Origin of the sequence: Pseudomonas sp. (genome assembly GCF_035277045.1) — a bacterium.
Classification (GTDB): domain Bacteria; phylum Pseudomonadota; class Gammaproteobacteria; order Pseudomonadales; family Pseudomonadaceae; genus Aquipseudomonas.
The window spans coordinates 409840-434894 of the sequence record NZ_DATELE010000276.1 but is presented as its reverse complement, the minus strand read 5'-3'; the positions used below and the strand labels follow the sequence as shown (position 1 = coordinate 434894).

Below are 25055 nucleotides of genomic sequence, written 5' to 3'. Positions count from 1 at the left end.
TGTTCGTGCAGTCAGCACGATAGCAACTTTGCCCAGGCATGCAACGCCGGGCTGCGAACACTGTCCCATGCCCTAGCGGCGGCCGCTGCACAAGCATAGTATGACCCGCATTCTCGTCAGCCAGGAGGTAAACCATGTCGGCCAAGAAGAAGCCAGTAAGTACGCCGTTGCACCTGCTTCAGCAACTGTCGGGCAGCCTGCTCGAACATCTGGAAGAGGCCTGCTCGCAAGCGCTGGCTGATGCAGAGAAACTGCTGGCCAAGCTGGAAAAGCAACGCGGCAAGGCTCAGGAAAAACTGCACAAGTCCCGAACGAAAGTGCAGGATGCCGCCACCGCTGGCAAAGCCAAGGCGCAGGCCAAGGCCAAGACCACGGTGGATGAACTCGAAACGTTGCTTGATTCGCTCAAGGAGCGTCAGTCGCAGACCCGCACCTACATTCAGCAGCTCAAGAGCGATGCCCAGGAAAGCCTGAAGCTGGCCCAGGGCATTGGCAAGGTGCGCGAAGCGACGGTCAAGGCGCTGGAGCAGCGCACGGCCAAGGCACCTGCCAAGGCGGCCGCTGACGCACCAGCGACCAAGCCTGCCAGAGCTGCCAGGTCAACCACCAGGACTGCGGCCAAGCCCGCTGCGTCGGCCAAGGCTGCCGCTGCCAAGCCCGCCGCGAAACCGGCTTCGTCCCGCGCCGCTGCTGCCAAGTCTACTGCTGCCAAGGCCCCGGCCAGTTCGGCTGCTGACAAGCCGGCTGGGCAAAAGGCGCCCGCCAGGACCACCGCTGCAAAATCCGCCGCCAAACCTGCAGCGGCGAAGGCGCCGGCCAAAGCCGCCGCGACAAACCCTGCCGCCAAGCCAGCTGCCGCCAAGGCACCGGCCAGGCGTGCGACCGCCCGAGCAGCCAAACCTGCAGCTCCGAACGCGGCAGCGACGAACACCAGCGAGGCCACACCGGCCTCCACCGCCACCGGCGCTACGCCCGCCAGCGCCGCGGCTCAGTCGACGTCCTCGCCGTCCTGAAGCGCCTGGGCCGAGACGCGCAGATGCTGCAGCGCGTCCTCGGCCATGGCAGCGCCCGGCATGAGCCGGGCCAGCCAATCCTCGCTGCACCTCTTTCTCTCCCCGGGCCATTCGGCCGCTTGCTGTTCAAGCCGGCCTAACAGGCCGCGCTCCGCCTCGAGTTCCAGCCCTTTCACGCGTGCGCGCAGCGCTGCCAGTTGCGGGTCGTCTTCCGCTTGCTTGCGCCATTGCTGGCGCAACTGGCGTAGCGGGGCAATGACGTCACGCTGCCAGGGTCCCGCCAGCGCCAACAAGGCCGCTACACGCGGCTCGCTGGCGGTCACCTGCCTGGCCTGCAGCCACGCGCCGCAGAGCAGCAGGCAGACATCTCCGCCCTCGTCCTGCAAACGCAGGCAGGCGGCCTCGACACCCGGCTGGGCGTACAAGGCCAAGGCGTAATTCCACAGGTCGGTGTGCATGGTTCAACTCGCGCCAGTGACCGAGGAAGCTGGTAGACTCCGCGGCCATTATGATCAGACTATCGAACCTCACTTTACAGCGTGGTCCACAGCGCTTGCTAGACGGCGCCGAGATGACCCTGCACGCTGGCCACAAGGCCGGCCTGATCGGTGCCAATGGCGCCGGCAAATCCAGCCTGTTCGCCATGCTGCGCGGTGAGCTCGTGCCTGACGGCGGCGACTGCAAGCTGCCCGCTGACTGGCGCATCGCCCACATGCGCCAGGAGATCGAGACCCTTGATCGCCTGGCGGTCGACTATGTGCTCGACGGCGATATCCGCCTGCGCAAGGTCCAGGCCGAGCTTGCCGCCGCCGAGTCCGCCCACGACGGCAGCGCCCTGGCGCGCCTGCACATCGAGCTCGATAGCGCCGACGGCTACACCGCGGACGCCCGCGCCCGCAAGCTGCTGGCCGGCCTTGGCTTTTCCAACGAGCAGATGGACCGCCGCGTCGGCGACTTCTCGGGCGGCTGGCGGATGCGCCTGAACCTGGCGCAGGCCCTGATGTGCCCCTCCGACCTGCTGCTGCTCGACGAGCCCACCAACCACCTCGACCTGGACGCTATCCTCTGGCTCGAAGACTGGCTCAAGGGCTATCCCGGCACCTTGCTGCTGATTTCCCACGACCGCGACTTCCTCGATGCCGTGGTCGACCATGTGGTGCATGTCGAACAGTGCAAGCTGAACGTCTACCGCGGCGGCTACAGCGCCTTCGAGCGCACCCGCGCCGAACGCCTGGCGCAGCAGCAGCAGGCGTACGAGAAGCAGCAGGCGCAGCGCGCCCACATGGAAAAGTACATCGCCCGCTTCAAGGCCCAGGCCACCAAGGCCCGTCAGGCGCAGAGCCGGATCAAGGCCCTGGAGCGCATGGAAGAGTTGTCGGCGGCGCATGTCGATTCGCCGTTCGATTTCGTCTTCCGCGAGTCGCAGAAAATCTCCAGCCCGCTGCTCGACTTGTCCGAAGGGCGCCTGGGCTACGGCGACAAAGCCATCCTGGAAAAGGTCAAGCTGCAGCTCACCCCAGGTGCGCGGATCGGCTTGCTTGGCCCTAACGGCGCGGGCAAGTCGACCCTGATCAAAAACCTTGCCGGTGAGCTGGAGCCTATCTCCGGGCGCCTCGTACGCGGCGAGAACCTTGCTGTCGGCTACTTCGCCCAGCATCAGCTCGACTCGCTGGACGACAAGGCAAGCCCGCTGTTGCACCTGCAGCGCCTGGCGCCGGCGGAGCGCGAGCAGACCTTGCGCGATTTCCTGGGCGGTTTCGACTTCCGTGGCAATCGCATTGACGAGCCAGTACTGAATTTCTCCGGTGGGGAAAAGGCCCGGCTGGCGTTGGCGCTGATCGCCTGGGAGCGGCCGAACCTGCTGCTGCTCGACGAACCCACCAACCACCTGGACCTGGAGATGCGCCTGGCCCTGACCATGGCCCTGCAGGAGTTCAGTGGCGCGGTGGTGGTGGTTTCCCACGACCGTCACCTGCTCAAGAGCACCACCGACGACTTCCTGCTGGTAGCGGACGGCAAGGTTGAAACGTTCGACGGCGACCTTGAAGACTACAGCCGCTGGCTGATCGACTACCGCCAGCGTAACGCGCCGGTGAGCACTACAACGGTCAACCCCGACAAGACCGACAAGAAGGCTCAGCGCCAGGCCGCCGCCGCGCTGCGCCAGCAGTTGGCGCCGCACAAGCGCGAGGCCGACAAGCTCGAGCGCGAGCTGGGTGAGGTGCATGTGCAGCTCGCGCAGATTGAGACGGCGCTGGGCGACAGCGGGCTGTATGAAGCCGCGCGCAAGGACGAGCTGCGTGACCTGCTGGGGCGCCAGAGCAAGTTGAAGGTGCGTGAAGGGGCGCTTGAGGAAAGCTGGATGGAGGCGCTGGAAACGCTCGAAGCGATGCAGGCGGAGCTTGAGGCGTTGTCCTGAGGGGTGTGACCCTCCTCGCTGGATACACGTGCTAGCCATCACCCCCGCACTGGCTTAATATTTTTCGAGATATTTACTGGGCGGGGTGTGCGATGTCTTTTGAAACCTGGTTGGCCTTCTTTGCCGCGTGCTGGGTCATCAGCCTGTCACCGGGCGCGGGGGCCATCGCTTCGATGTCCTGCGGGCTGCAATACGGCTTCTGGCGCGGTTACTGGAATGCCCTGGGCCTGCAACTGGGCTTGCTCCTGCAGATTGCCATCATCGCCGCCGGCGTGGGCGCCATCCTCGCCGCCTCGGCCACCGCCTTCCAGTTCATCAAATGGTTCGGCGTTGCCTACCTGGTCTACCTGGCCGTCAAGCAATGGCGCGCGTTGCCAGCCGACGTGACCGACGAGACGGCCGTGCGCCCGATCGGCAAGCCGTTGAGCCTGGTGTTCCGTGGCTTCCTGGTCAACGTCAGCAACCCCAAGGCACTGATCTTCATGCTCGCGGTGCTGCCTCAGTTCATCAACCCGCATGCCGCGCTGCTGCCCCAGTACCTGACCATCGCGGCCACCATGGTCGCTGTCGATCTTCTGGTGATGGCCGGCTACACCGGCCTTGCCGCCCGCGTGCTGCGCCTGCTGCGCACGCCTCGCCAGCAACGCCGCATGAACCGCACCTTCGCCGGCCTGTTCATCGGCGCCGCCACGCTGCTGGCCACCATTCGCCGCGCACCGGTCTAAGACAAGGCGCGTCTTCACCGGCGCGCCTCTGCCGCTACTTCTCTCCAAACCCCTTCAGCAAATCCACCGGCAACGGAAACACGATGGTCGTGGTCTTGTCGCTGGCGATGCTGCCCAGCGTCTGCATGTACCGCAGCTGCATCGCCCCAGGTTCCTTGCCCAGCATCTGCGCGGCCTGCATCAGTTTTTCCGACGCTTGCAGCTCGCCCTCGGCATGAATCACCTTGGCCCGCCGCTCACGCTCGGCTTCGGCCTGGCGGGCAATGGCGCGGATCATTGATTCGTTGAGGTCGACATGCTTGATCTCGACGTTGGCGACCTTGATCCCCCAGGCACCGGTCTGGGCATCCAGCACCTGCCGGATATCCAGGTTCAGACGCTCGCGCTCGGCCAGCAGCTCGTCCAGCTCGTGCTTGCCCAGCACCGCCCGCAGCGTGGTCTGGGCCAGCTGGCTGGTCGCGTTGAGAAAGTCCTCGACCTGGATGATTGCCTTCTGCGGGTCAAGCACGCGGAAGTACACCACGGCGTTGACCTTGACCGAGACGTTGTCACGGGTGATCACATCCTGTGGCGGCACGTCGAGCACCACCGTGCGCAGGTCTACCCGGACCATTTGCTGGATGACCGGGATCAGCAGGATCAGCCCTGGTCCCTTCACCTGCCAGAACCGGCCCAGCTGGAAGACCACCCCCCGCTCGTACTCGCGCAGGATGCGAAACGCCGACAGCAGCAGTATGCCGAGCAGCACGAGCACGGCGCCGAAACCGAATTGCATGAACATTTCACTCTCCTTGCGACACCGCGGACGATGAGGCGCTGACGTCCAGCAGCACGCCGCGGCGGGCGACCACCCGCACGTGCTGGCCAGGCTGCAGTGGTGTCGCGCACTGGACTTGCCATTGTTCGCCCTGGGCCTGGACCGAGCCGCAGAACGGATTGCCGGGCAGCACATCGGTGACGGTCACCAGACTGCCGACCAGACCCGCGTCGCCGCTGACCAGGGCGCGCTTGCGCGCCTTCAGCGCCATGCCGAGCACGCCGCCCAGCAGCAGCGCCGACAGCGCCGCCAGGGTGATGATCAGCGGCAACGGAATGCCGTAGCCCGGCACGTCGGTGTCGATCAGAATCACCGCGCCGACCACGAAGGCCACGATGCCGCCAAAGCCGACCACGCCAAAGCTCGGCAAGAACGCCTCGGCGACCATGAACGCTACCCCGAGCAAGATCAACGCGACCCCTGCATAGCTCACCGGTAGCAGTTGCAAGGCATAGAGCGCCAGCAGCAGGCAGATGCCGCCGACCACGCCACCGACGCTGGAGCCCGGGTTCATGAATTCGAACAGCAGGCCGTAGATGCCGATCATGATGAGGATCAGTGCCACGCTGGGATTGGTGATCACCGCGAGCAGGCGAGTGCGCCAGTCCGGCGCGTATTCCACCAATGCCGCGCCGCTCGTCTGCAGCTGGCGCGGCTGGCCGGCCGCGACCAGGGTCTTGCCGTCGAGCTGGCGCAGCAACTCGGGCAGGTCCGCGGCAATCTGGTCGATTACCTTCAGGCGCAGGGCCTCGCTGGCGGGCACGCTGACCGATTCACGCACCGCCTGCTCGGCCCATTCGGCATTGCGCCCGCGCAGCTGCGCCAGTCCGCGGATATAGGCTGCGGCATCATTGACCTGCTTGCGGGTCATCGTGTCCTGGCTTTCCGGCATGGTCTGTTTATCGGAGGAAGGTGCTTCGGGCGCGCCGGGCCTGGTCCCCGGTCCGCCCACCTGCACGGGCGTCGCCGCCCCCAGGTTGGTGCCGGGTGCCATCGCCGCCACGTGGCTCGCGTAGAGGATATAGGTGCCGGCGCTGGCGGCCCGCGCACCGCCTGGCGCCACGTAGCTCGCCACCGGCACCGGGCTCGCCAGGATCGCCTTGACGATCTGGCGCATGGAGGTGTCCAGCCCACCGGGGGTGTCCATGCGGATCACCACCAGCTGTGCGTTCTGCTGCGCTGCCTGTTCGAGGCCGCGCACCAGGTAGTCCGCGCTGGCCGGGCCGATCGCATCGTCGATGGCCAGCACCCACACGCTGCCACCGGGCGCTGCATGGCCACCCGGCACGGCGCCGAGCACAAGCATCAGCAACAGACAGCAGCAGCGCGCGATCACCTGGGGGTACCGGTCAGTAGGCTGTCCCTGAAGTTTAGCCGTGCGGCGCCACGAACGGCCTAAACTTCATGAGGGGGCAAACTGGAGGTGCATCATGCGAATCGCAAGCAACCTGCAGCAGCGCCTGGACCAGGCGCGCTGCGACTACGACATCGTTCCTCATCCGCACTCGGCCACCAGCCTTGAGTCGGCGCGCACGGCCGGGGTGCCCGCCGACCGCGTCGCCAAGTCCGTGATGCTCGACGACCGGCGCGGCAACTACCTGATGGCCGTCCTGCCGGCCAATCGCCATCTGGACATGAGCAAGGTGCGCATGACCGGCGCGTGGCAGCTGACCCATGAAAGCGGCCTGCCACAGCTGTTCGACGGCTGTGAACGAGGCGCCATTCCGCCGCTTGGCGACGCCAGCAAAATAAAAATGCTCCTTGACCCGACCTTGACCCGTCAAGGTGATGTCTACCTTGAGGCGGGTGATCACGATCACCTGATCCACATGAGCATGGAGCAGTACCTGAAGCTGGTGCCCCACGCCGAAGTGCGCGAACTCTGCTGATGATCGTCAACCACCTGCCGGGCCGGCGTCGTGGACGCCCGGCCTGGCCCGAGGAGTGAATCATGGAACCAACGAAACACGAGTTTTCCGACCTGTTCAAGCAACTGGGCCTGCCTGACGACGCGACCAGCATCGATCAGTTCATCACCAGCCACTCGCCGCTCAAGAACGAGATCAAGCTGGTGGACGCGTCTTTCTGGTCCGAAGGCCAGCGGGCTTTTCTCAAGGAAGCCATCATTGAAGACTCTGACTGGGCCATCCCTTTCGATCAGCTCAACGAGGCGTTGAGACGTCCCAGGAAATAATCGCCGAGCGGCACCTGATGGGTGATTTCGGCGCAGCTATGCTCAGGAAAACCAAAGGGGATAGCGCAATGAAAGATCCCTATGCACCCGCGTTCTGGTGCTCCGTGACGATCCTGGGCACCCTGACCACCGGCTACTTCTACGGTATCCGGCACACCCATCAGATGGGCCAGGCGCTGCAGTTTCTCTACGCCGCCGCCGCGCTGGTCGCGGCCGCGTCGCTGGCGATTCTGACGTGGATAGCCTGGCAACAGCTGCACCTGAACCGACGCGAAGTGGTTCAGGGCCGCACCCTCGTGGCGATCTGGAACACCAAGGTCGCCCTGCGCCGGGTCGAGACGGTGTTCGACCGGTATTTCTGGGGCAGTTACTGGCAACCCGGGCGCACCTTCCAGGAAGTCATGGGCGAGCTGCAAGGCACGCCCCTGGAGCAGAGCCTGGACGCTCTCAAACGCCAGTGCCGCGAGCTCGACCGCAAGATCCACGACCATCACCACCGCTGGGTCGGCAATGCCCGTGAGCTGTCCAACGTCGCCACGGCAATGGCCCGCGAGCGCTATCAGCTGGACCTGTGCGACTCACAGCAAAGCGGCGGCCACGGCACCGCGGTGCTCAACCGCGACCTTGAGGTGCTCGTGTACACCTGGTCGGCCCGGCTGCGCACCTTCGACCACCAGCTCGACGAACTGGAGCGCCAATACCACTGATCACTCGCCGCGGATGTACTGCTCCAGTTGCAGGATCAGGTTGGCCTGTTCGGCGATGGTTTCCTTGACCAGGTCACCGATCGACAGCAGGCCGATCAGCTCGCCGTTCTTCACCACTGGCAAGTGGCGCAGGTGCCGGTTGGTCATCAGGTTCATGCAGTACTCGAGGTTGTGCTTGGGTTCGACCGTCACCACCGGCGCGCTCATGATTTCCCGCACCGGCGTCGCGGCGGACGAGCGGCCCTTGAGCACCAGTTTACGCGCGTAGTCGCGTTCACTGACGATGCCCACCACCTGGCCATCCTCGATGACAGGCAAGGCCCCGATATTGACCTCGGCCAGCAGTTTCAGCGCATCGAGCACCGAGTCGTCCGGGCTGATGGTGTAGACCTCGTGGTGCTGGGATTTGGTCTTGAGCAGTTCTTCCACGTTTTTCATACAGGCCTCTGCAAGCGGTGGGTGCGGGGTAACGGCACATGCATACAGAATCGTGCAACGACAGCGGCTCGGCAAGAATGAAAGCGGCATCGAGGCGATTGAAAAACGTCATCGAGCCCGGCTGCTGTCAAACAGCTGGGCTGTTACGCGGTATCACGGTTCAGGTTTGGGGCCTGAGCAACTGTCTTTGCCCCCTGCCAGAATTGCACAATCTTGTAGTCCTGTGCCCCGGCGAGGGCTTCGCCCTCGTTTCGCGGCACGAGGCCAGCTCCTACAGTGCCCGGCTGCGCCGGGCAAGAAAACCATTCCTTCCTCTTATACATCACGCCACCCCCGGCCCGGCTCAGCGGGGCCTATGGGAGACTCTGTTTTCTACTGATCTGGTCACGCTCCACAAGGGATCGCTTCGCGATCCCGACAGCAACCAACAGGGCAGCGAAGCACTGGTCGGTCTTGCTGAAGTTGAACGGCCACCCGTTGTACAACCCGCCACCCTGGCGCTAGCCTTGCTTCATCTCTTTCCAAGGGGAAGTCGATGGACAAGGTCATCCTCATCACTGGCGCCAGCCGGGGCATTGGCGCCGCCACCGCATTGCTGGCGGCGCGCCAGGGCTATCGCATCTGCATCAACTACCACGCTGACGACGCCGCGGCCCAGCAGGTGCTGGCGCAGGTTCGCGAACTGGGCGCGGAGGCCATCGTCGTGCGCGCCGATGCCAGCGTCGAGGACGAGGTCGTGCAGCTGTTCCAGCGCATCGATCATGAGCTCGGCCCGCTAACCGCGTTGGTCAACAATGCGGGCACCATCGCCCAGCAGAGCCGGGTCGAGGACATGTCGGAATTTCGCCTGCTCAAGATGATGAAGACCAATGTCGTCGGCCCCATGCTTTGCGCCAAGCATGCCGTGCGGCGCATGTCACAGCGCCATGGCGGGCAGGGCGGCAGCATCGTCAACGTCTCGTCGGTCGCCGCGCGCCTGGGCTCACCTGCCGAATACGTGGACTACGCCGCGTCGAAGGGCGCCCTGGATACTTTCACGCTGGGATTGTCCAAGGAGGTTGCCGGCGAAGGCATCCGCGTCAATGCCGTGCGCCCCGGCTACATCCACACCGGCTTTCATGCGCTGAGCGGCGACCCCGACCGTGTCAGCAAGCTGGAACCGGGCATTCCCCTCGGCCGCGGCGGCCAGCCTGAGGAAGTGGCCGAAGCGATCATGTGGTTGCTGTCGGACAAGGCGTCGTATGCCACCGGTACCTTTATCGATCTGGGAGGCGGGCGTTGAGGTCACAACGGTGCAAACAAAAAAGCCCAGGCATATGCCTGGGCTTTTTCATCGATATGGCGCACTCGGCGGGATTCGAACCCACGACCCCTGCCTTCGGAGGGCAGTACTCTATCCAGCTGAGCTACGAGTGCAACGGGGCGCAATGATACCCATCTCGGAAGGTGGCGTCCATCGCCTTGAACTGTAGGCGTTTTTGTCACGGGGCCAGGAGGGTAATCGCGATCGTTGGCAAGCCCGCAGTTAGGTAGCGCCTATCTACCACCACCGTTCCAGGCCGCCGTTGCCCAATGCAGGTCCATTCCAAGAAAAGGATCTTCTACCATGGCGATTGACCTGGAACAGCTTGAGCGCAGTCTGGGCTCGTTGGGCGAGGCGCGGGCGGTGCTGGACATGGCGCGGCGGTATCTGGAAGCGTGGCCCGACCTGTATGGGCTGGCGCGTAGCACAGCAAAGGCCTATCTGCTGGAACACACAGGCCGGCACCTGGACCCGGACCAGGTCTGGTGGAATGTCTTCGAAACGGCGGTCGGCGCGCCCACGTTCACTGGCTGGCGGCACGCGGGCCCGCCGCTGAAATCGATCACGTTCACCGAGCTGCTAGTCCAGCGCTTCGCGGGCGGTTTCGAACAAGCGTCAGATGAGCTTCCGGTGTACGCGGGGTTCTATACCCAAGGGGCAGGGGGCAGCCAGTATGGCGAACACAACCAGGTGGCGCTCGACGCGGTCAACGTCATGAGCGACTTCTGGGCACTGGATTTCGCGGGCATCGTCCGCCAGCGCACGGAGCGGTTCTGGAACGAGCAGGGCAGGGACTTCTCCGCATTGGCCAAGGTTCGCCTGCTGGCCGAGATCGATGATGCGCGCGATGCCGGTGAGCTCTCGGAACTCGACCGCCTGCACCTGCGCCAATACCTGGGCCTCGCCCCCCTGCAGCCGGTGACCCAGGCCGCCTTGCACGCCGAGGCGGTGACCGGCGTCCTTGCCGTGCGAAAGTTCGTCCTGGACGGTCGTGCTCACCTGTTTACCTTGCAGGCGCCGGACGGCCGCGTCGTTTTGTACATTCCCGCCGCGCCCCAGCCACTTAAAGGTTTTACCGATCACCCCAGCCTTCTGGCCTGGGTCCATGGGTGCCTGGCCGGGCCGGACGCGCTCGAGTGGGTAAAGTCATGGTACCGGGCACACCCGCATGCCATGGCGCAACCATTGCAACAGGAGCTGCTCGTGCTTCGCCAGCGCAGTGGTCCTGCCCAGGCGCCGGTCTGGCCATTTGGTGAGGGAACACTGCTCAACGACGACCTGTTCGTGACATTCAAGGCTTGGGCCAAGGCCGATACGCTGTCCCAGCAGGCAGTGCTGGTTACCAACGCGCAACTGCGCCGCGAGCTGTGGCGTGGCTATCTTGGCGCTTTTCTTCAGGTATTTGGCGGTGTTGCGCCGCTGGCTTGGCCGATCGGGCTGGCGTTGGTGGGTGCCGGGGTGGCCCGCCTGGTACTGGACGTTCAGACCGCGCTCGACGCCCGTTCGGTTACGCAGCGCCAGAACGCAATCGTGTCGGCCGTGGCTGATGCGGTGGTGACCGTGTTCAGCATCATCGATGCAGGGCTTGGGGCCAGGGCACTGCTGTATCGGGCGCCACCGCATGAACGCCTGGCCACCCCCGACGTGTTGAGGCCGGTCGAAGGCCAGGGTGACGAGTTGCCCGATCTCGATGGCAATCGAATACTCCCGTCGCCGCAGACTGCGCGAGGGCATCTGGAGGGCATCAGCGTCACGGAGGATGGCGCGACCTGGATCGAGATGAGCGACCTCACCTTGCGCGTTCGCTATAGCCCGGAGGCCCGACACTGGCTGGCAGTGGACGATGAAGACCCGTTCGCGTTTCTGCCCACCGTGCCTCTGCGGATCGTCGAGGATGGCCGCTGGCAATTGATGGACGTGCCTGCGCCCTCTGGTGTGGTCACGCCAGGCCTGGATCTGGTGGTCTCGCCTTTCTGGGATATCTACATGCAAGACAATGAAGCCCTGCGCCAGGAGTTGTCGGCCTTCGTGCTTGAACGTCAGCGAGCGGTACTGGAGAAGGCCGGCTTGCCCACGCTCGCGGCCGATGCACAGGCCCAGTTCGACGCGCATGGCTACCGGTATGTAGAGGTCGATGGTCACCGCTTTTATACTTACCGCCAGGGAAACCGGCTGTGCAACCAGCTGGTGGAGCTCTATAGCGATGACCTGGTGCCGGTGAACGCCCTGTTCCGCCATGGCAAGGCCTTGGGCATCAGCGCAGGAGATGGCGACCTGCATGCTTATCTGCGCACACTGTTCGATTCGCTGGAGCCATTGCCACGCAGCACTGCGATACGGCTCTGGCGTGGCGGCAGCAATCATCGCCTGACCGGCGGCATTCGCTATCGCAATGGCGAGCTGGTCGCAGGCGATGTGCTGGTGAGCACCGATATTACCTCGTTTACCGAAAACCCTTATGTGCTGCGAGCATTCGTCGCGCCGCGGACCGTTATCGGCGAAGACCGGTTCGTCCATTTGTTCGACGACACGTCCGTGGTGTATGAACTGGTGGTCAAGGGGGTCAACAGCGGCGTGCCTGTGGCGCCCCTGTCATTCCATGGGGTGGAGGCCGAGGTGTTGTACACCCCGGGCTGTTATTTCCGCATCGAATCGATCAGACAGGTGCGTGGAGAGACCTATCACTTCGTGAAGGTCAGGCTGCGCGAAGTGGAAAAGCCGGAAGGCGAGCCGGTGTACGACCTGCGTACCGGCGACCCGTTCGACCGTGAGGCTTGGGCCGAGCGGGTGAACGACGCGGCGATGACCGAACGGTTTTTCCCGCGGGCTGACGATCACCCCGATCCATGATAAAGCGGGGGTGGGCCGACAGGCTTGGGGTGGGGCCACCTGCCGTTCGTTCTTTTTTTCGAACAGACTATTGTCCTTTACCCCACCAGACCCTAGGATTCGTTTGAGATTTCAAACGGGTGCTGAACACTTCAGCCCAGTGTGTGACTTTCAACAATCTATAATTCGCTCCGTGCCGGCACGGGGCTGTCAAGGGTAGCCGACATGCAGCTTAAAGACGCTCAGTTGTTCCGCCAGCAAGCCTTCGTCAACGGTGAATGGCTGGATGCGGACAGCGGTCAGACCATCAAGGTCACCAACCCGGCCACCGGTGAAGTCATCGGCACCGTGCCGAAGATGGGCGCCGCCGAAACCCGCCGTGCCATCGAAGCGGCCGACAAGGCCCTGCCGGCCTGGCGCGCGCTGACCGCCAAGGAGCGTTCGAACAAGCTGCGCCGCTGGTTCGAGCTGATGATCGAGAACCAGGACGACCTGGCTCGCCTGATGACCACCGAGCAAGGCAAGCCACTGGCTGAAGCCAAGGGCGAAATCGCCTACGCCGCCTCGTTCATCGAGTGGTTCGCCGAAGAAGCCAAGCGCGTCTATGGCGATACCATTCCAGGTCACCAGCCAGACAAGCGCCTGATCGTCATCAAGCAGCCGATCGGCGTGACGGCTGCCATCACCCCGTGGAACTTCCCGGCGGCGATGATTACCCGTAAAGCCGGCCCGGCCCTGGCCGCTGGCTGCACCATGGTGCTCAAGCCTGCTTCGCAGACCCCGTATTCCGCCCTGGCCCTGGCCGAGCTGGCCACCCGTGCCGGTATCCCGGCTGGCGTGTTCAGCGTGGTGACTGGCAGCGCTGGCGACATCGGCACCGAGCTGACCGGCAACTCCATCGTGCGCAAGCTGTCCTTCACCGGCTCGACCGAAATCGGTCGCCAGCTGATGGAAGAATGCGCCAAGGACATCAAGAAAGTGTCCCTGGAGCTGGGTGGCAACGCCCCGTTCATCGTGTTCGACGACGCTGACCTGGACAAGGCCGTCGAAGGCGCGATCATCTCCAAATACCGCAACAACGGTCAGACCTGCGTCTGCGCCAACCGTATCTACGTGCAGGACGGTGTCTACGACGCGTTCGCCGAGAAGCTGAAAGCTGCCGTGGCCAAGCTGAAGATCGGCAACGGCCTGGAAGACGGCACCACCACCGGTCCGCTGATCGATGGCAAGGCTGTCGCCAAGGTTCAGGAACACATCCAGGACGCGGTCAGCAAAGGCGCCAAGGTCCTGTCCGGTGGCAACCTGATCGAAGGCAACTTCTTCGAGCCGACCATCCTGGTCGACGTGCCCAAGACCGCCGCCGTCGCTAAAGAAGAGACCTTCGGCCCACTGGCGCCGCTGTTCCGCTTCAAGGACGAGGCCGAAGTCATCGCCATGTCCAACGACACCGAGTTCGGCCTGGCCTCGTACTTCTATGCCCGCGACATGAGCCGCGTGTTCCGCGTCGCCGAGGCCCTGGAATACGGCATGGTCGGCATCAACACCGGCCTGATCTCCAACGAAGTTGCCCCGTTCGGCGGCATCAAGGCGTCGGGCCTGGGTCGCGAAGGTTCCAAGTACGGCATCGAGGACTACCTCGAGATCAAGTACCTGTGCCTGAGCATCTGATCACACGCTAAGGTTTCACCTCTGCCAGCGGGGCGCGAGAGCGACGCCTCGCTGGCCTTTTTTATACCGCGTCACCTGGTGGCCAGGGCCATTGCGCCGGTCGATCAACGCATGCTGCGTGCAGTCGGATCCCAGTCACCCCCGAATAAAAGCGCCGCCGAGCCGTGGCGCAATGAGGGCTATATGAGCAAGACCAACGAATCCCTGATGCAACGCCGTGTCAACGCCGTCCCACGTGGCGTTGGCCAGATCCACCCGATCTTCGTCGATACCGCTTCCAACGCCACCGTCACTGACGTTGAAGGCCGCGAGTTCATCGACTTCGCCGGTGGTATCGCGGTGCTCAACACCGGTCACCTGCATCCAAAAGTCGTCGCCGCCGTGCAGCAGCAGCTGACCAAGGTCAGCCACACCTGCTTCCAGGTACTGGCCTACGAGCCGTACGTCGAGCTGTGCGAAAAGATCAACGCCAAGGTCCCAGGCGACTTCGAGAAGAAGACCCTGCTGGTCACCTCCGGCTCCGAAGCCGTTGAAAACGCCGTCAAGATCGCCCGTGCCGCCACCGGCCGCGCTGGCGTGATCGCCTTCACCGGCGGCTACCACGGCCGTACCATGATGACCCTGGGCCTGACCGGCAAGGTTGTTCCGTACTCGGCTGGCATGGGCCTGATGCCAGGTGGCGTGTTCCGCGCGCTGTTCCCGAACGAGCTGCACGGCATCAGCATCGACGACTCGATCGCCTCCATCGAGCGCGTGTTCAAGAACGATGCGGAGCCGCGTGACATCGCTGCCATCATCATCGAGCCAGTACAGGGCGAAGGCGGCTTCATCACCGCGCCTAAAGCCTTCATGCAGCGCCTGCGCGCCCTGTGCGACCAGCACGGCATTCTGCTGATCGCTGACGAAGTCCAGACCGGCGCTGGCCGTACCGGTACCTTCTTCGCCATGGAACAGATGGGCGTCGCGCCTGACCTGACCACCTTCGCCAAGTCCATCGCTGGTGGCTTCCCGCTGGCCGGTGTCTGCGGCAAGGCCGAATACATGGACGCGATCGCGCCAGGCGGCCTGGGCGGCACCTACGCCGGTAGCCCGATCGCTTGCGCCGCGGCCCTGGCCGTGATCGAAGTGTTCGAAGAAGAAAACCTGCTCGACCGCAGCAAGGCCGTTGGCGAGCACCTGATTGCCGGCCTCAAGCAGATCCAGGACAAACACCCGATCATCGGTGACGTGCGTGGCCTGGGTTCGATGATCGCGGTCGAAGTCTTCGACGCGAAAGGCTCGCTGACCCCGAACGCCGCTGCCGTCAACCAGGTTGTCGCCAAGGCGCGCGAGAAGGGCCTGATCCTGCTGTCGTGCGGTACCTACGGCAACGTCCTGCGTATCCTGGTGCCGCTGACCGCACCGGACGCGCAGCTGGACAAAGGCCTGGCAATCATCGAAGAGTGCTTCGCTGAACTGGCCTGAGCTGTGACGCGTTAAAAAAAACCCGCTTCGGCGGGTTTTTTTGTGCCCAAGGCAAGGCAAGGGCGGTAATGTTGGCGCAGGATTTACCTTGGAAGTGCACAGGACTGCATGTTTAGGCTTGCCTGGAGATTGACCCATGAGTGCTGCGGACCCTATCCCCCCTTGTGTACTGATCGCCGAGGGCGACCCCTGGGTGCGTGACATGCTCAGCGAGATGCTGCTCAGCGTGCGCTGCGATGCCCGTTTGCAGGTCTGCGCCGACGGCCCCCAGGCCCTTGCGGCCCTGGCCAGCCAGCCCGACCTGATCATTGCTGCCCGCGAGCTGCCTGGCATCGATGGCCTCGACCTGTTGCGCAACGTGCGCGCCAAAGGGCGCAAGCCCGTCATTCCCTTCATCCTCATGAGCAACCGCAGCGACACGGCCAGCGTGCGCGAGGCGATCCCGTTGGCGCCCACGGCGTACCTGAGCAAACCGCTCAACATGGACTCCCTGCGCCATCGCCTGGAAGCCTTGCTGGTGCACGTGGGCGAACAGATCGCCTGCCCCGTGCAAGCCTTGCTGCCGGGCCTCACCCTGCCGCGCTTTCTTGAGCAGAAACGCGCCACCGCCGACGGAGGTCCGCTGTTCGCCGATGTGCAGGCCGCGCTCAAGCGCGCGCTGCATCCTCACGGGCTGGACCTCAAGGTGCTCGAGGCCGACGTGCGCAACGACCCGCAGATCACCGCCGTGCTGATCGCCGCCGCCAACAGCGCGGCGCTGCACCGGGAAGGGTCGGTGACCGGGTTGCTGCAGGCGCTGAACAAGCTCGGCAGCATCCAGAGCATGAACCTCATCCTTGGCCTGACCCTCAAGCGCAGCGCCCGGGTCAGGGATCCGGAGCTGGCGCGGCATGCCGAGCATTACTGGAACCTCTCGCTGCGCACCGCCGAGTTCGCCAGCGGCCTGGCTCGTCAGTTGGGGCTCGACCATGAGCGCTGCTACTGCGCGGGGCTGCTGCATTGCCTGGGTGACCTGGCGGTATTGCGCTGCCTGCAGGAGTGGCAACTGGCCGGAGGCGCGCTGGAGGCGCGGGACATCAACAAATCGCTCGAAGACTTCGGCGCGGCGTTCGGGTCGGCCTTGCGGACCCGCTGGCGGTTGCCGCTGACCCTGCGGGAACTGATCGCGGCGATCTACCAGCTGGGTGGGGGCGTGTATTCGCGAGAGATCCTGGCGATGAACCTGGCAGGGCAGATGGCGCGGCTGCCCGAGGGGCAGGGGGTTGAAAGGCTGGCGGAGGGGAAGACGGCGCGGTTGTTGAAGGTTGAGGCAGGGGACTTGGCGCGGTTGGTGAAGATAACGCTGTAGCTACCTGGTGCTATCTAGGGTCATGTGCCGGACTTCGGTCACAAGCTGTGGCTAGAAAACAGCCTATCCTTAGCTAAAATTGCGTTATTAGCTGTGCAGCTAATGTTATGGTTTCGGCTAAGGTTACGGGCGGACACGCTTTGGCGTAGCCGCAATGAGGGAGGCCGGGGAGGTTATGAACAGGCAACGCAACTGGGTCATGGAGCCCGAGCAGCAGGTGCTGGATGAGATCGCCGCCAGCCTGGTTGAGGCAATAGGGCCTGACGCGCAGGTTTCCCTTGACGCTGAGCATCTGTCGAGGGTCTCGAAGACCTCCAGGCTATCTGAGGTCGTCGATGGAATGCTTAGAGTCACCACCCCTGACAAGTCGCTTGACGTCTACATCAAAGTCATCGCTAACGGGTATCCCAGGGATATCCGTGAAGCTGTTTCGCGGCTTGACCTTTGCCTGGTTGCCCATGGCTCCGCCGGCAACGCAATCGGCATGGTGGCAGCACGTACCCTTAGCCCCGGCGCCAAGCATGCGCTCAAAGCGCTGGGTGTTGCCTTCTATGAGGTGGGGGGCAGCCTATATCTCCAGCATGGTCATTGGCGGATCAACATTGAAAAGCTGACTCGGGCTGCAGGAAAAGACCGAGCCCTCGACCTGTTTACAGAGGCCCGTGAAAACGTGGTTCATGCACTGTTGAGTCATGAGGGTGAATGGCTTTCGGGTGCCCAACTCGCCCAACTTGCCCATACGTCTCCATACACCTGCTCACTCGTCTTGCAGGAGCTCAAGCTTCGAGAATGGACTGCCGAAGCAGGCGGCGGTCCCACCAAACGTAGAAAACTTGCCCAGCCTCGACAGCTTCTGGATGCATGGGCGACGGATTGGCAAGGGCGCAAAAGCCCGGAAACCAAGTGGCATACGTTTGTCGAGAACCCAGCACAACTGATCAGCCATCTCGCTGGACAGCTCGCTGAGCATTCCGTGGACTTTCCGTGGGCGTTCACTGGCGCGGCAGCTGCCAACGCAGTAGCTCCACTGCTCACCAGTACCCAGGGCGCCGAAATCATAGTGCCTGCTGGATATATGGAGGTGATGGCAAAGCTGCTAAACCTCAAGCCTGTCACGAAGGGGGGGAACGTCACCCTCATGGAGCGCCAGGAGGCGAGCCTGCTCTTTCGGCATCAGCCCACCGGGCAGTCAGGTTACATCGCAAGTCCCTACATTCTTTATCTCGATCTGCTGAATGGGCGAGGACGCAACAAGGAACTGGCCGAGCACATAAGAAACCATCTGGAGTTGTCATGGGCAAGGAACTGAAACCCCGCACAGCGGCAGGGTACGACGTTGATGTGACCCTCGCATGCGAGAGGACGCTTTTGACGTTGCTCAGCGCGTTCGGGAATCTGAAGGACACGTTGCGCCTCGTAGGAGGGCTCGTACCACGTTACCTGACGCCAGAGGCACCACCGGATGTGCCGATGCATGCAGGGACGTCTGATGTGGACGTCGTATTGAATCTGGAGGTGTTGGCCTCGGGAAACGAATACAGCAGTCTGGCCGATCAACTTAAAGCTCGCGGGTTCGTGCGCTGGGTAGAAGATGGCAAGGCTGCGTCATGGAGATGGCGCAGAAGGGTGGATGAGCATATCGAAGTAGTTGTCGAGCTACTTCGGGATGCCGGTAATGAAGCGCCTGGCAGGACAGTAAGCGTGTGTGGAGAGTCAGTATCCGCACTCACCATCAGGCACGCCGGAATTGTGCACGATTGGTATGAGGAGCGAGAAGTGGGTGCTCCGTTGCTCGATGGTGGAGGCTTGTCCGTGGACGTGATCCGTTTTGCGGATGTCCCCGCCTTTGTGATCCTGAAGGCTATAGCCTTGGACCAACGACAAGAGAACAAAGATGCGGCCGACCTGATTCATGTCATCCGCTATTCCGGCCCGGTCAAGGCAGTCGCCGGGCTTTTTGTAAAGCGAATCCACTCGGGACTGCATCAGGATGCCATCGATGAAGGCCTGGCGGCTTTGACTCGCCGCTTCTGCGATGACCGTCACGGTGAGGGCTTCGAGAAAGTCGGCGCCGTCGCTTATGCGCAATTCCATGGGAGCGGTGATGAGGACGAGCTTGTCAGCGCGCAGCGCTATGCGGCCGGGTTGATTCAGGCGTTGCTGAACGAGATCAAGGTCCAGCTGGCAGATGCTCACTGAAAGGCGGACCGGCCTCATCGCGGGCCAGCCCGCGAGAGGCCGGTACCGAGTCACCGCACCTGTTGTCGCGCAATCTCCATGTCATTGATGAGTGCCTTGGCGAAGGCGCTGAGGTAGCGTGCTGCGCTGAGGGAGACGGCGTCTTTCTCCATCTCGGCTTCGCAGGTCAGGTGGCGGATGCAGCCCACCAGCATCGACAGTTCGTCGAAGGCTCGATCGAAGGGGATGCCGGGCTGGATGCGGTACAGCTCCAGGAACGCTTCCTGGCCTGCGGTGGGGCAGGTCATGTCATCGTCATTCATTCCATCACTCCTGGTCAGATCTTGCGCAGGGCGTGCTCTATGAGCACCCGGGCCATTTCGGTCGAATGCAGCACGTTGGCGAGCATGTTCAGGCGAGGCTCGGCTGCGTCGCCGCGTCGGTACTGGTCGAGGGTGTCTTCGACGCCGCGCAACAACTCGCTGGCGTGGGCCAGGGCGTCCGGGGGGATCATTTCGGAGTGGATGGAGAAGTAAGGAGTGCTGATGAGAGTGGCGGGTGGATCGGGGACGATCTTTTTCATTGTGTAGCCTTCGTGAGTAACTGTGGATAGCTACACACCTACCCTTCTCACAGATTGGGTGGTAGCCGGACGCGAGGTGAGAAGACCGTGCCCACGAAACCACGGCCAGACCGAAGTCTGCTCGTGCCCGGCTACCATAACTGGAAGCTTTCGTCGGAGTCAGCCGGGCTTCTCACACCCGATCGCCAAAGTTGGCGACCCGACGACGTTAACCCTGGGGTATTTTCCTGCCAAGACGGAAGCTTCCGAAGGGCCTGTAGGATACTTCCGAACGTAATCACCGCTAAAGCTTTAGATAAGAGATTCAGATTTGTCCTACAGCATCAACGCAAGCATTGTTGGGGACGCATGGCACACTGACGCCTCGGTTACCGACAACTGAGCGGCGAAGTTTGACCACGGAAACTCTCTTTCCCAAAATTGCTGAAGTAAAGGGCCAGACCACCTGGCTTGATGGCGACCTCCCCGATCTCCGTACAATGGCTCGTGAACTTCGCACCCAAGCGATAGGTGAAGTCACTGCTGCAACTACGCTTGAGGGGGCTATCGAGGTGGCAGCTCGGCATGGGACGCTTCTGTACAAGCGGTATACGCTTTTGTGAAAGCAAATAAAAAGGGCTACTGATAGCAGTAGCCCTAAATTACATGCTTGATATTCATATACACACCCTCAAGCAGGGGTGTGGAGGTCTCACCCTACGCCGATTTTCAGCCATCGCCGGGGTTCCTACGCCAGTCATAGCCGCTGAAGGCCACTGGTTTCGCGCTCAGGAACAAGGCTATTCGCGTTCGCAAGGGGCGTCAATCAAAATGAGAAGTCCATGATGTTTTCGATCAAGGGCGAAGCCCTCACCGGGGCGCAGGTCAATCAGACAACTCATTGGTCGGAGGGGGCACGACCTGGAGGCAGCGGCTTGGCCGCAAAGAGGTCAACCACACCCGCATCAACCCCGAATAATCTGATTCTTCCCCTGCCGCTTGGCCCGATACATCGCGGCATCGGCGCGGGCGAACAGGGTGTCGAGGTCTTCGTCCTGGTCGCCGAGCCCGGTCAACCCTTGGCTGACGGTCACGCCATACACCTGCTGAGCATGGCTGAAGCTCAACCGCTGGATCTCGCGCTGCAAGCGCTGGGCGATCTGCTCGGCGACAGGGGCGGTACAGCCGGGGAACACCGCCGCAAACTCTTCGCCACCAATGCGCCCAAACAGATCGCCCCGGCGCAACACCGCCTTGCCACTCTCGGCGATGCGCTGCAGCACATGATCCCCTTCCAGGTGCCCATAGCTGTCGTTGATCTGCTTGAAATCATCGATATCGAGCAACAGGAATGACAGCGGCTCGCCCTCTTCGCGCGCCTTGTCGAACGCTTCGCGGGCGCAGTCGAAGAAGTGACGGCGGTTGCTGCTCTGGGTCAGCACATCGGTGGTGGCCAGGCGCTGCAATTCGCCTTCGAGCCGCTTCTTCTCGGTGATGTCCTCGGCAATGCCGACAATGATCACCCGCTGCCCAGGCGCGTTCTGCTGGTTGATGAAGCATTTGTCGCTGAGCCAGCGTACCTGGCCGTCGGGGGTGATGATGCGGTACTCGCGCTGCTCGACGGCGCCTTTGACCAGCACCTGGGCCAGGCTGCGCTCGGCGAAGTCGAGGTCGTCGGGGTAAATGCTGTCGCGCCATTCGTTGAAGTCGGCCAGCACCAGGCTCATGGGGCGACCGAAGATGCGCTCGTACGCTGGGCTCACGTAGAGCACCTTGCGGCTTTCCCAGTCGAAGGCCCAGAGCACGGCGTTGACGCTGTCGAGCAGCGAGCTGTACAGCCGTTCGCGTTCGCTCAGGCGGGCGACCTCGCCTTGGGCATGCAGCAGCGCGAGCAGGGTCTGGGCGGCTTCGGGCGGCTGGGCGCCGGGGAAGGAGGGGGAGTCGGTCTTGACCATCTGCACGGTATTTCTCACGGCGAAGGGGCGTGCGGCGCGATCCGGCCCGCCACGCGGGCGATAACCGATTTGAGTAAAAAGCCTGGTCTAAAGTTCCAGGCGACATACCCCGCCATGGGGCATGTCGATCAACGGCAGTCAGGCGTTGGCTGGACGCAGGGAATACGTTCTGAGCTGCCCGGCAAAATCGCGCAACGACTGGATGCCGCTGGCCTCGGCCTCGTGTATCCAGTCCTTCATGGCCGCCAGCAGATCGTGCCCGTTCGCGCTGGTACGTGCCCAGATCTGCTGCAGCGCCAGGCGCTTCTCGTAAATGGTTTTGAGCGCCTGGCTATGGGCAAGCATCGACTCGATACGCACGTGATGGCGATCCTCGAGCAGGCTGGTCTCGCGCGACAGCAACCGCTTGGCACGGCGGAACTGGTGCCGTACTGAGTGATCGACCCGCGCCAGCTCTTGCTTGACCAGCGGGCCGATGACCAGCTTGCGGTACTGGGCCATGATCTGGAAGCGGTTGTTGAGGATCGCCATGGCGGTGTCCATGTCCAGGCTGCCCTTGCCTGCGACCCGGTGGGCGATGGGCGCCACGCGCTGCACCTTGGCCAGACGCAACAGGCAGAACAGGCGTATCCAGGCCCAGCCCATGTCGAACTCCCAGCGCTTGACCGAGAGCTTGGCCGAGTTGGGGTAGGTGTGGTGATTGTTGTGCAGCTCTTCACCGCCAATGATGATGCCCCAGGGCACGAGATTGGTGGCGGCGTCGCGGCACTCGAAGTTGCGATAACCCACCGCGTGGCCCAGACCGTTGACCACGCCCGCCGCCCAGAAGGGAATCCACATCATCTGCACGGCCCAGATGGTGATGCCGATGGTGCCGAACAGCAGCAGGTCGATCACGGCCATCAGGGCGATACCGGCGTGCTTGTAGCGCGAATAGAGGTTGCGCTCGATCCAGTCTTCGGGGCAGTTCTTGCCGTAGATGCGCAGCGTGTCGGGGTTGCGCGCTTCCTCGCGGTACAGCTCGGCGCCTTTGCGCAGTACCGTGGACAGGCCTTTGATGACCGGGCTGTGCGGGTCGTCGACGGTTTCGCACTTGGCGTGGTGCTTGCGGTGGATGGCGGTCCACTCGCGGGTGTTCTGCGCCGTGGTCAGCCACAGCCAGAAACGGAAAAAGTGCTTGAGCCCCGCGTTCAGCTCCAGCGAACGATGGGCGGAATAGCGGTGCAGGTAGACGGTGACACTGACGATGGTCACGTGGGTCATGACCAGCGTGACGGCCAGCAGTTGCCAGGCCGACAGGTCGAGCAAACCGTAGTACCACATAGGCGTTGGGGCCCTCGAAGGCAGGGTAGGGGGACAGCTTGGGCATTATCCTCCCACAGGGAAATAAAACCAGTCAGCCCTGTTGGTGGGAAGTCACGAGATGTTTCAGCCTTTATAATGCTTCACCCCTTTTCATGGACTGATGCACCCGACATGTCTGTTCCTGTTCGCGACGCATTGCGCATGGCTGCGCTCTACCTGATGCTTTCGGTACTGTGGCTGGTCCTTTGCGACCAGGTGTTGCGCGCCCTGACAGAGGATCCAGCGTCCCTGGCGATCGGTCACCAGGTCAGTGCCTTCGTGTGGGCCGTGCTCAGTGCCCTGCTGATTTTTGTCTCGCGGGCACGCCTGCTCAACTCCATCGGCGTCGGCGCCTGCCTGCGCAGGAGCGACCGCGAACGCTTGCGCATGGCTGCCGCGGTGTTCGACAGCACCTTGGAAGGGGTGCTGGTCACGCGGCTTGACGGGGTGATCGTCCACGTCAACCGAGCGTTCATGCGCATTACCGGGTATCGGCAGGACGAAGTGCTGGGTCACCGGCCGAACAAGTTCAAGTCCGGACGCCATGGCATCGACTTCTACCAGCAGATCTACGCCACGTTGGGCGAGACAGGAGAGTGGAGCGGGGAAATCTGGAACCGCCGCAAAAGCGGCGAAATCTACCCGCAATGGCAGACGATCCGTGCCATTCGCGACGACGAGAATGCTGTCAGCCATTACGTCGCGGTATTCAGCGATATCAGCGCGATCAAGCATTCGGAGCGCGAACTGGCCTACCTGGCGCACCACGATCCACTGACCGACCTGCCTAACCGCCTGCTGTTCAGCGATCGCGCCGAGCAGGCCCTGGCTGGCGCCCAGAACAGCAAGCGCGGTTGTGCGTTGCTGCTGCTGGACCTGGACCACTTCCAGAGCATCAACGACAGCCTGGGGCACAACATCGGCGACCAGTTGCTCAAGCAGGTGGGCGAACGGTTGCAGGCGCTTCTGGGCAGCGGCATGACCCTGGCGCGCCTGGGCGGCGACGAGTTTGGGGTGCTGTCCGAGAACTGCCAGCAGGTTGGCCAGGCAGCAGCCCTGGCGCAAGGCATCATCGAGGGCATGCGCGAGCCTTTCGTGCTTGAAGGCAATCGCCTGTTCATCAGCGCCAGTATCGGGATCAGCCTGTTTCCCAGCGACGCCCTGAGCGCCGAGCAACTGCTGCGCAATGCCGACTCGGCGCTGTTCAAGGCCAAGGGCAATGGCCGGGCAGGGTACGCGCTCTACACCGAGGAGCTTACCGCCCACGCCCAGCACCGGGTCGAGACCGCGGCCGAGCTGCGCCGCGCAATTGATCACCAGGAGCTGCGGGTGTTCTACCAGCCTGTGCACGACCTCGCCAGCGGGCGGATGGTTGGCGTCGAGGCGCTGGTGCGTTGGCAGCACCCACAGCGCGGCCTGGTGCCGCCCGGTGAGTTCATCCCGATTGCCGAACGCACCGGCCTGATCGCCGAAATTGATACCTGGGTGCTGCGTCAGGCCTGTGGACAGATGGTCGACTGGCAGGCCCAGGGGCGTTCGCTGGAGTTCGTGGCGGTCAATATCTCCAGCCGGCTGTTCGGCCACCGCGCGCTTTACCGGCAGGTGGCCGACGTGCTGCAGGACACCGGCATGGATCCGGCCCTGCTTGAGCTTGAAGTGACCGAGAGCGCGGTCATGGAAGACCCCGAGACTTCCCTGGAACAACTGCACCGCCTGCGTGAACTGGGGCTGCGCCTTGCCATCGATGACTTCGGCACCGGCTACTCGTCGCTGCTGCGGCTCAAGCGCCTTCCCGTGCAGAAGCTGAAGATCGACCAGGGCTTTGTCGCGGGCCTGCCGTGCGATGAGGATGACATCGCGATCGTGCGGGTGATCATCGCCCTGGCGCGAAGCATGAACATGCAGGTGCATGCCGAAGGGATCGAGCAGGCGGAGCAGGCGCGGTTCCTGCTGGAACATGATTGCCAGCTGGGTCAGGGATACTGGTTCGGCAGGCCGGTGCCCGTGGCGCAATTGCACCGGGGAGAATGACGAACATCACCGGCTGCAGGCATAAAACTATTTGGTTATATAAAAATTCTTAAACAGTAT

At 63.1% G+C, this 25055-nt stretch carries 22 protein-coding genes and 1 tRNA gene; 14 read left to right on the top strand and 9 right to left on the bottom strand.

Annotated features, from left to right (window positions below):
- Window positions 1–134: 134 nt before the first annotated feature.
- A complete protein-coding gene (locus tag VJS90_RS17995; protein WP_324122993.1) occupies window positions 135–1013 on the top strand; it encodes an AlgP family protein in 879 nt (292 codons plus the stop codon).
- Here the strand turns inward: VJS90_RS17995 and VJS90_RS17990 are convergent.
- Window positions 989–1471: a TIGR02444 family protein gene (locus VJS90_RS17990; protein ID WP_324122992.1), complete on the bottom strand. Its 483-nt coding sequence runs from the start codon at window positions 1469–1471 to the stop codon at window positions 989–991. The genes VJS90_RS17995 and VJS90_RS17990 overlap by 25 nt on opposite strands.
- A gap of 50 nt (window positions 1472–1521) precedes the next feature.
- Here VJS90_RS17990 and VJS90_RS17985 point away from each other — a divergent pair, with 50 nt between their 5' ends.
- Together VJS90_RS17985 and VJS90_RS17980 are read left to right on the top strand one after the other, a co-directional pair.
- A complete protein-coding gene (locus VJS90_RS17985) occupies window positions 1522–3432 on the top strand; it encodes an ATP-binding cassette domain-containing protein (RefSeq protein ID WP_324122991.1) in 1911 nt (636 codons plus the stop codon).
- A gap of 92 nt (window positions 3433–3524) precedes the next feature.
- Entirely contained in the window at window positions 3525–4157 is a 633-nt protein-coding gene (locus VJS90_RS17980; RefSeq protein WP_324122990.1) for a LysE family transporter, read from the top strand.
- A gap of 34 nt (window positions 4158–4191) precedes the next feature.
- Here VJS90_RS17980 and VJS90_RS17975 read toward each other — a convergent pair whose 3' ends face one another.
- Window positions 4192–4938: a slipin family protein gene (locus VJS90_RS17975; protein WP_324122989.1), complete on the bottom strand. Its 747-nt coding sequence runs from the start codon at window positions 4936–4938 to the stop codon at window positions 4192–4194.
- A gap of 1 nt (window position 4939) precedes the next feature.
- A complete protein-coding gene (locus VJS90_RS17970; RefSeq protein ID WP_324122988.1) occupies window positions 4940–6310 on the bottom strand; it encodes a nodulation protein NfeD in 1371 nt (456 codons plus the stop codon).
- A gap of 94 nt (window positions 6311–6404) precedes the next feature.
- On the opposite strand from VJS90_RS17970, the gene VJS90_RS17965 reads away from it, so the two are divergent.
- From VJS90_RS17965 to VJS90_RS17955, 3 genes are all read left to right on the top strand, one after another.
- The gene (locus VJS90_RS17965; protein ID WP_324122987.1) at window positions 6405–6863 is read left to right on the top strand and encodes a YbaK/EbsC family protein; all 459 of its coding nucleotides are present in this window, start codon (window positions 6405–6407) and stop codon (window positions 6861–6863) included.
- 62 nt (window positions 6864–6925) lie between these two features.
- On the top strand, window positions 6926–7168 hold the full coding sequence (locus tag VJS90_RS17960) for a DUF2789 domain-containing protein (RefSeq protein ID WP_324122986.1): 243 nt from the start codon (window positions 6926–6928) through the stop codon (window positions 7166–7168).
- A 68-nt stretch (window positions 7169–7236) separates the two neighbouring features.
- Window positions 7237–7875, top strand: coding sequence for an NADH:ubiquinone oxidoreductase subunit N (locus VJS90_RS17955; protein WP_324122985.1), 639 nt, complete (start codon window positions 7237–7239; stop codon window positions 7873–7875).
- Here VJS90_RS17955 and VJS90_RS17950 read toward each other — a convergent pair whose 3' ends face one another.
- Entirely contained in the window at window positions 7876–8313 is a 438-nt protein-coding gene (locus tag VJS90_RS17950) for a CBS domain-containing protein (protein WP_324122984.1), read from the bottom strand.
- A 535-nt stretch (window positions 8314–8848) separates the two neighbouring features.
- Between VJS90_RS17950 and VJS90_RS17945 the strand changes: the two genes are divergently transcribed.
- Entirely contained in the window at window positions 8849–9595 is a 747-nt protein-coding gene (locus tag VJS90_RS17945; RefSeq protein ID WP_324122983.1) for an SDR family oxidoreductase, read from the top strand.
- A gap of 57 nt (window positions 9596–9652) precedes the next feature.
- On the opposite strand, the gene VJS90_RS17940 is transcribed toward VJS90_RS17945, so the two are convergent.
- Window positions 9653–9729 (bottom strand) — tRNA-Arg (locus VJS90_RS17940).
- A gap of 190 nt (window positions 9730–9919) precedes the next feature.
- Between VJS90_RS17940 and VJS90_RS17935 the strand changes: the two genes are divergently transcribed.
- The 6 genes from VJS90_RS17935 (at window position 9920) to VJS90_RS17910 (ending at window position 19124) form a co-directional block, all read left to right on the top strand.
- The gene (locus tag VJS90_RS17935) at window positions 9920–12466 is read left to right on the top strand and encodes a dermonecrotic toxin domain-containing protein (protein WP_324122982.1); all 2547 of its coding nucleotides are present in this window, start codon (window positions 9920–9922) and stop codon (window positions 12464–12466) included.
- 204 nt (window positions 12467–12670) lie between these two features.
- The gene (gene gabD / locus VJS90_RS17930; RefSeq protein ID WP_324122981.1) at window positions 12671–14113 is read left to right on the top strand and encodes an NADP-dependent succinate-semialdehyde dehydrogenase; all 1443 of its coding nucleotides are present in this window, start codon (window positions 12671–12673) and stop codon (window positions 14111–14113) included.
- A 183-nt stretch (window positions 14114–14296) separates the two neighbouring features.
- Window positions 14297–15577: a 4-aminobutyrate--2-oxoglutarate transaminase gene (gene gabT, locus VJS90_RS17925; RefSeq protein ID WP_324122980.1), complete on the top strand. Its 1281-nt coding sequence runs from the start codon at window positions 14297–14299 to the stop codon at window positions 15575–15577.
- A gap of 136 nt (window positions 15578–15713) precedes the next feature.
- On the top strand, window positions 15714–16925 hold the full coding sequence (locus VJS90_RS17920) for an HDOD domain-containing protein (protein ID WP_324122979.1): 1212 nt from the start codon (window positions 15714–15716) through the stop codon (window positions 16923–16925).
- A 175-nt stretch (window positions 16926–17100) separates the two neighbouring features.
- Complete coding sequence (locus tag VJS90_RS17915) at window positions 17101–18234, top strand: type IV toxin-antitoxin system AbiEi family antitoxin (protein ID WP_324122978.1); 1134 nt, start codon at window positions 17101–17103, stop codon at window positions 18232–18234.
- Window positions 18219–19124: a hypothetical protein gene (locus VJS90_RS17910; RefSeq protein ID WP_324122977.1), complete on the top strand. Its 906-nt coding sequence runs from the start codon at window positions 18219–18221 to the stop codon at window positions 19122–19124. The genes VJS90_RS17915 and VJS90_RS17910 overlap by 16 nt, the downstream gene beginning before the upstream one ends.
- A 50-nt stretch (window positions 19125–19174) precedes the next feature.
- Here VJS90_RS17910 and VJS90_RS17905 read toward each other — a convergent pair whose 3' ends face one another.
- From VJS90_RS17905 to desA, 4 genes are all read right to left on the bottom strand, one after another.
- On the bottom strand, window positions 19175–19426 hold the full coding sequence (locus VJS90_RS17905) for a DUF3077 domain-containing protein (RefSeq protein WP_324122976.1): 252 nt from the start codon (window positions 19424–19426) through the stop codon (window positions 19175–19177).
- A 14-nt stretch (window positions 19427–19440) separates the two neighbouring features.
- A complete protein-coding gene (locus VJS90_RS17900) occupies window positions 19441–19686 on the bottom strand; it encodes a hypothetical protein (protein ID WP_324122975.1) in 246 nt (81 codons plus the stop codon).
- A 944-nt stretch (window positions 19687–20630) separates the two neighbouring features.
- Window positions 20631–21620 (bottom strand): sensor domain-containing diguanylate cyclase, encoded by a 990-nt coding sequence (locus VJS90_RS17895; RefSeq protein WP_324123246.1) that lies wholly within the window; start codon window positions 21618–21620, stop codon window positions 20631–20633.
- Window positions 21621–21758: 138 nt separating this feature from the next.
- On the bottom strand, window positions 21759–22943 hold the full coding sequence (desA, locus tag VJS90_RS17890; RefSeq protein WP_324122974.1) for a delta-9 fatty acid desaturase DesA: 1185 nt from the start codon (window positions 22941–22943) through the stop codon (window positions 21759–21761).
- 153 nt (window positions 22944–23096) lie between these two features.
- Between desA and dibA the strand changes: the two genes are divergently transcribed.
- Window positions 23097–24995, top strand: coding sequence for a phosphodiesterase DibA (dibA, locus tag VJS90_RS17885; protein WP_324122973.1), 1899 nt, complete (start codon window positions 23097–23099; stop codon window positions 24993–24995).
- The last annotated feature ends 60 nt before the right edge of the window (window positions 24996–25055 follow it).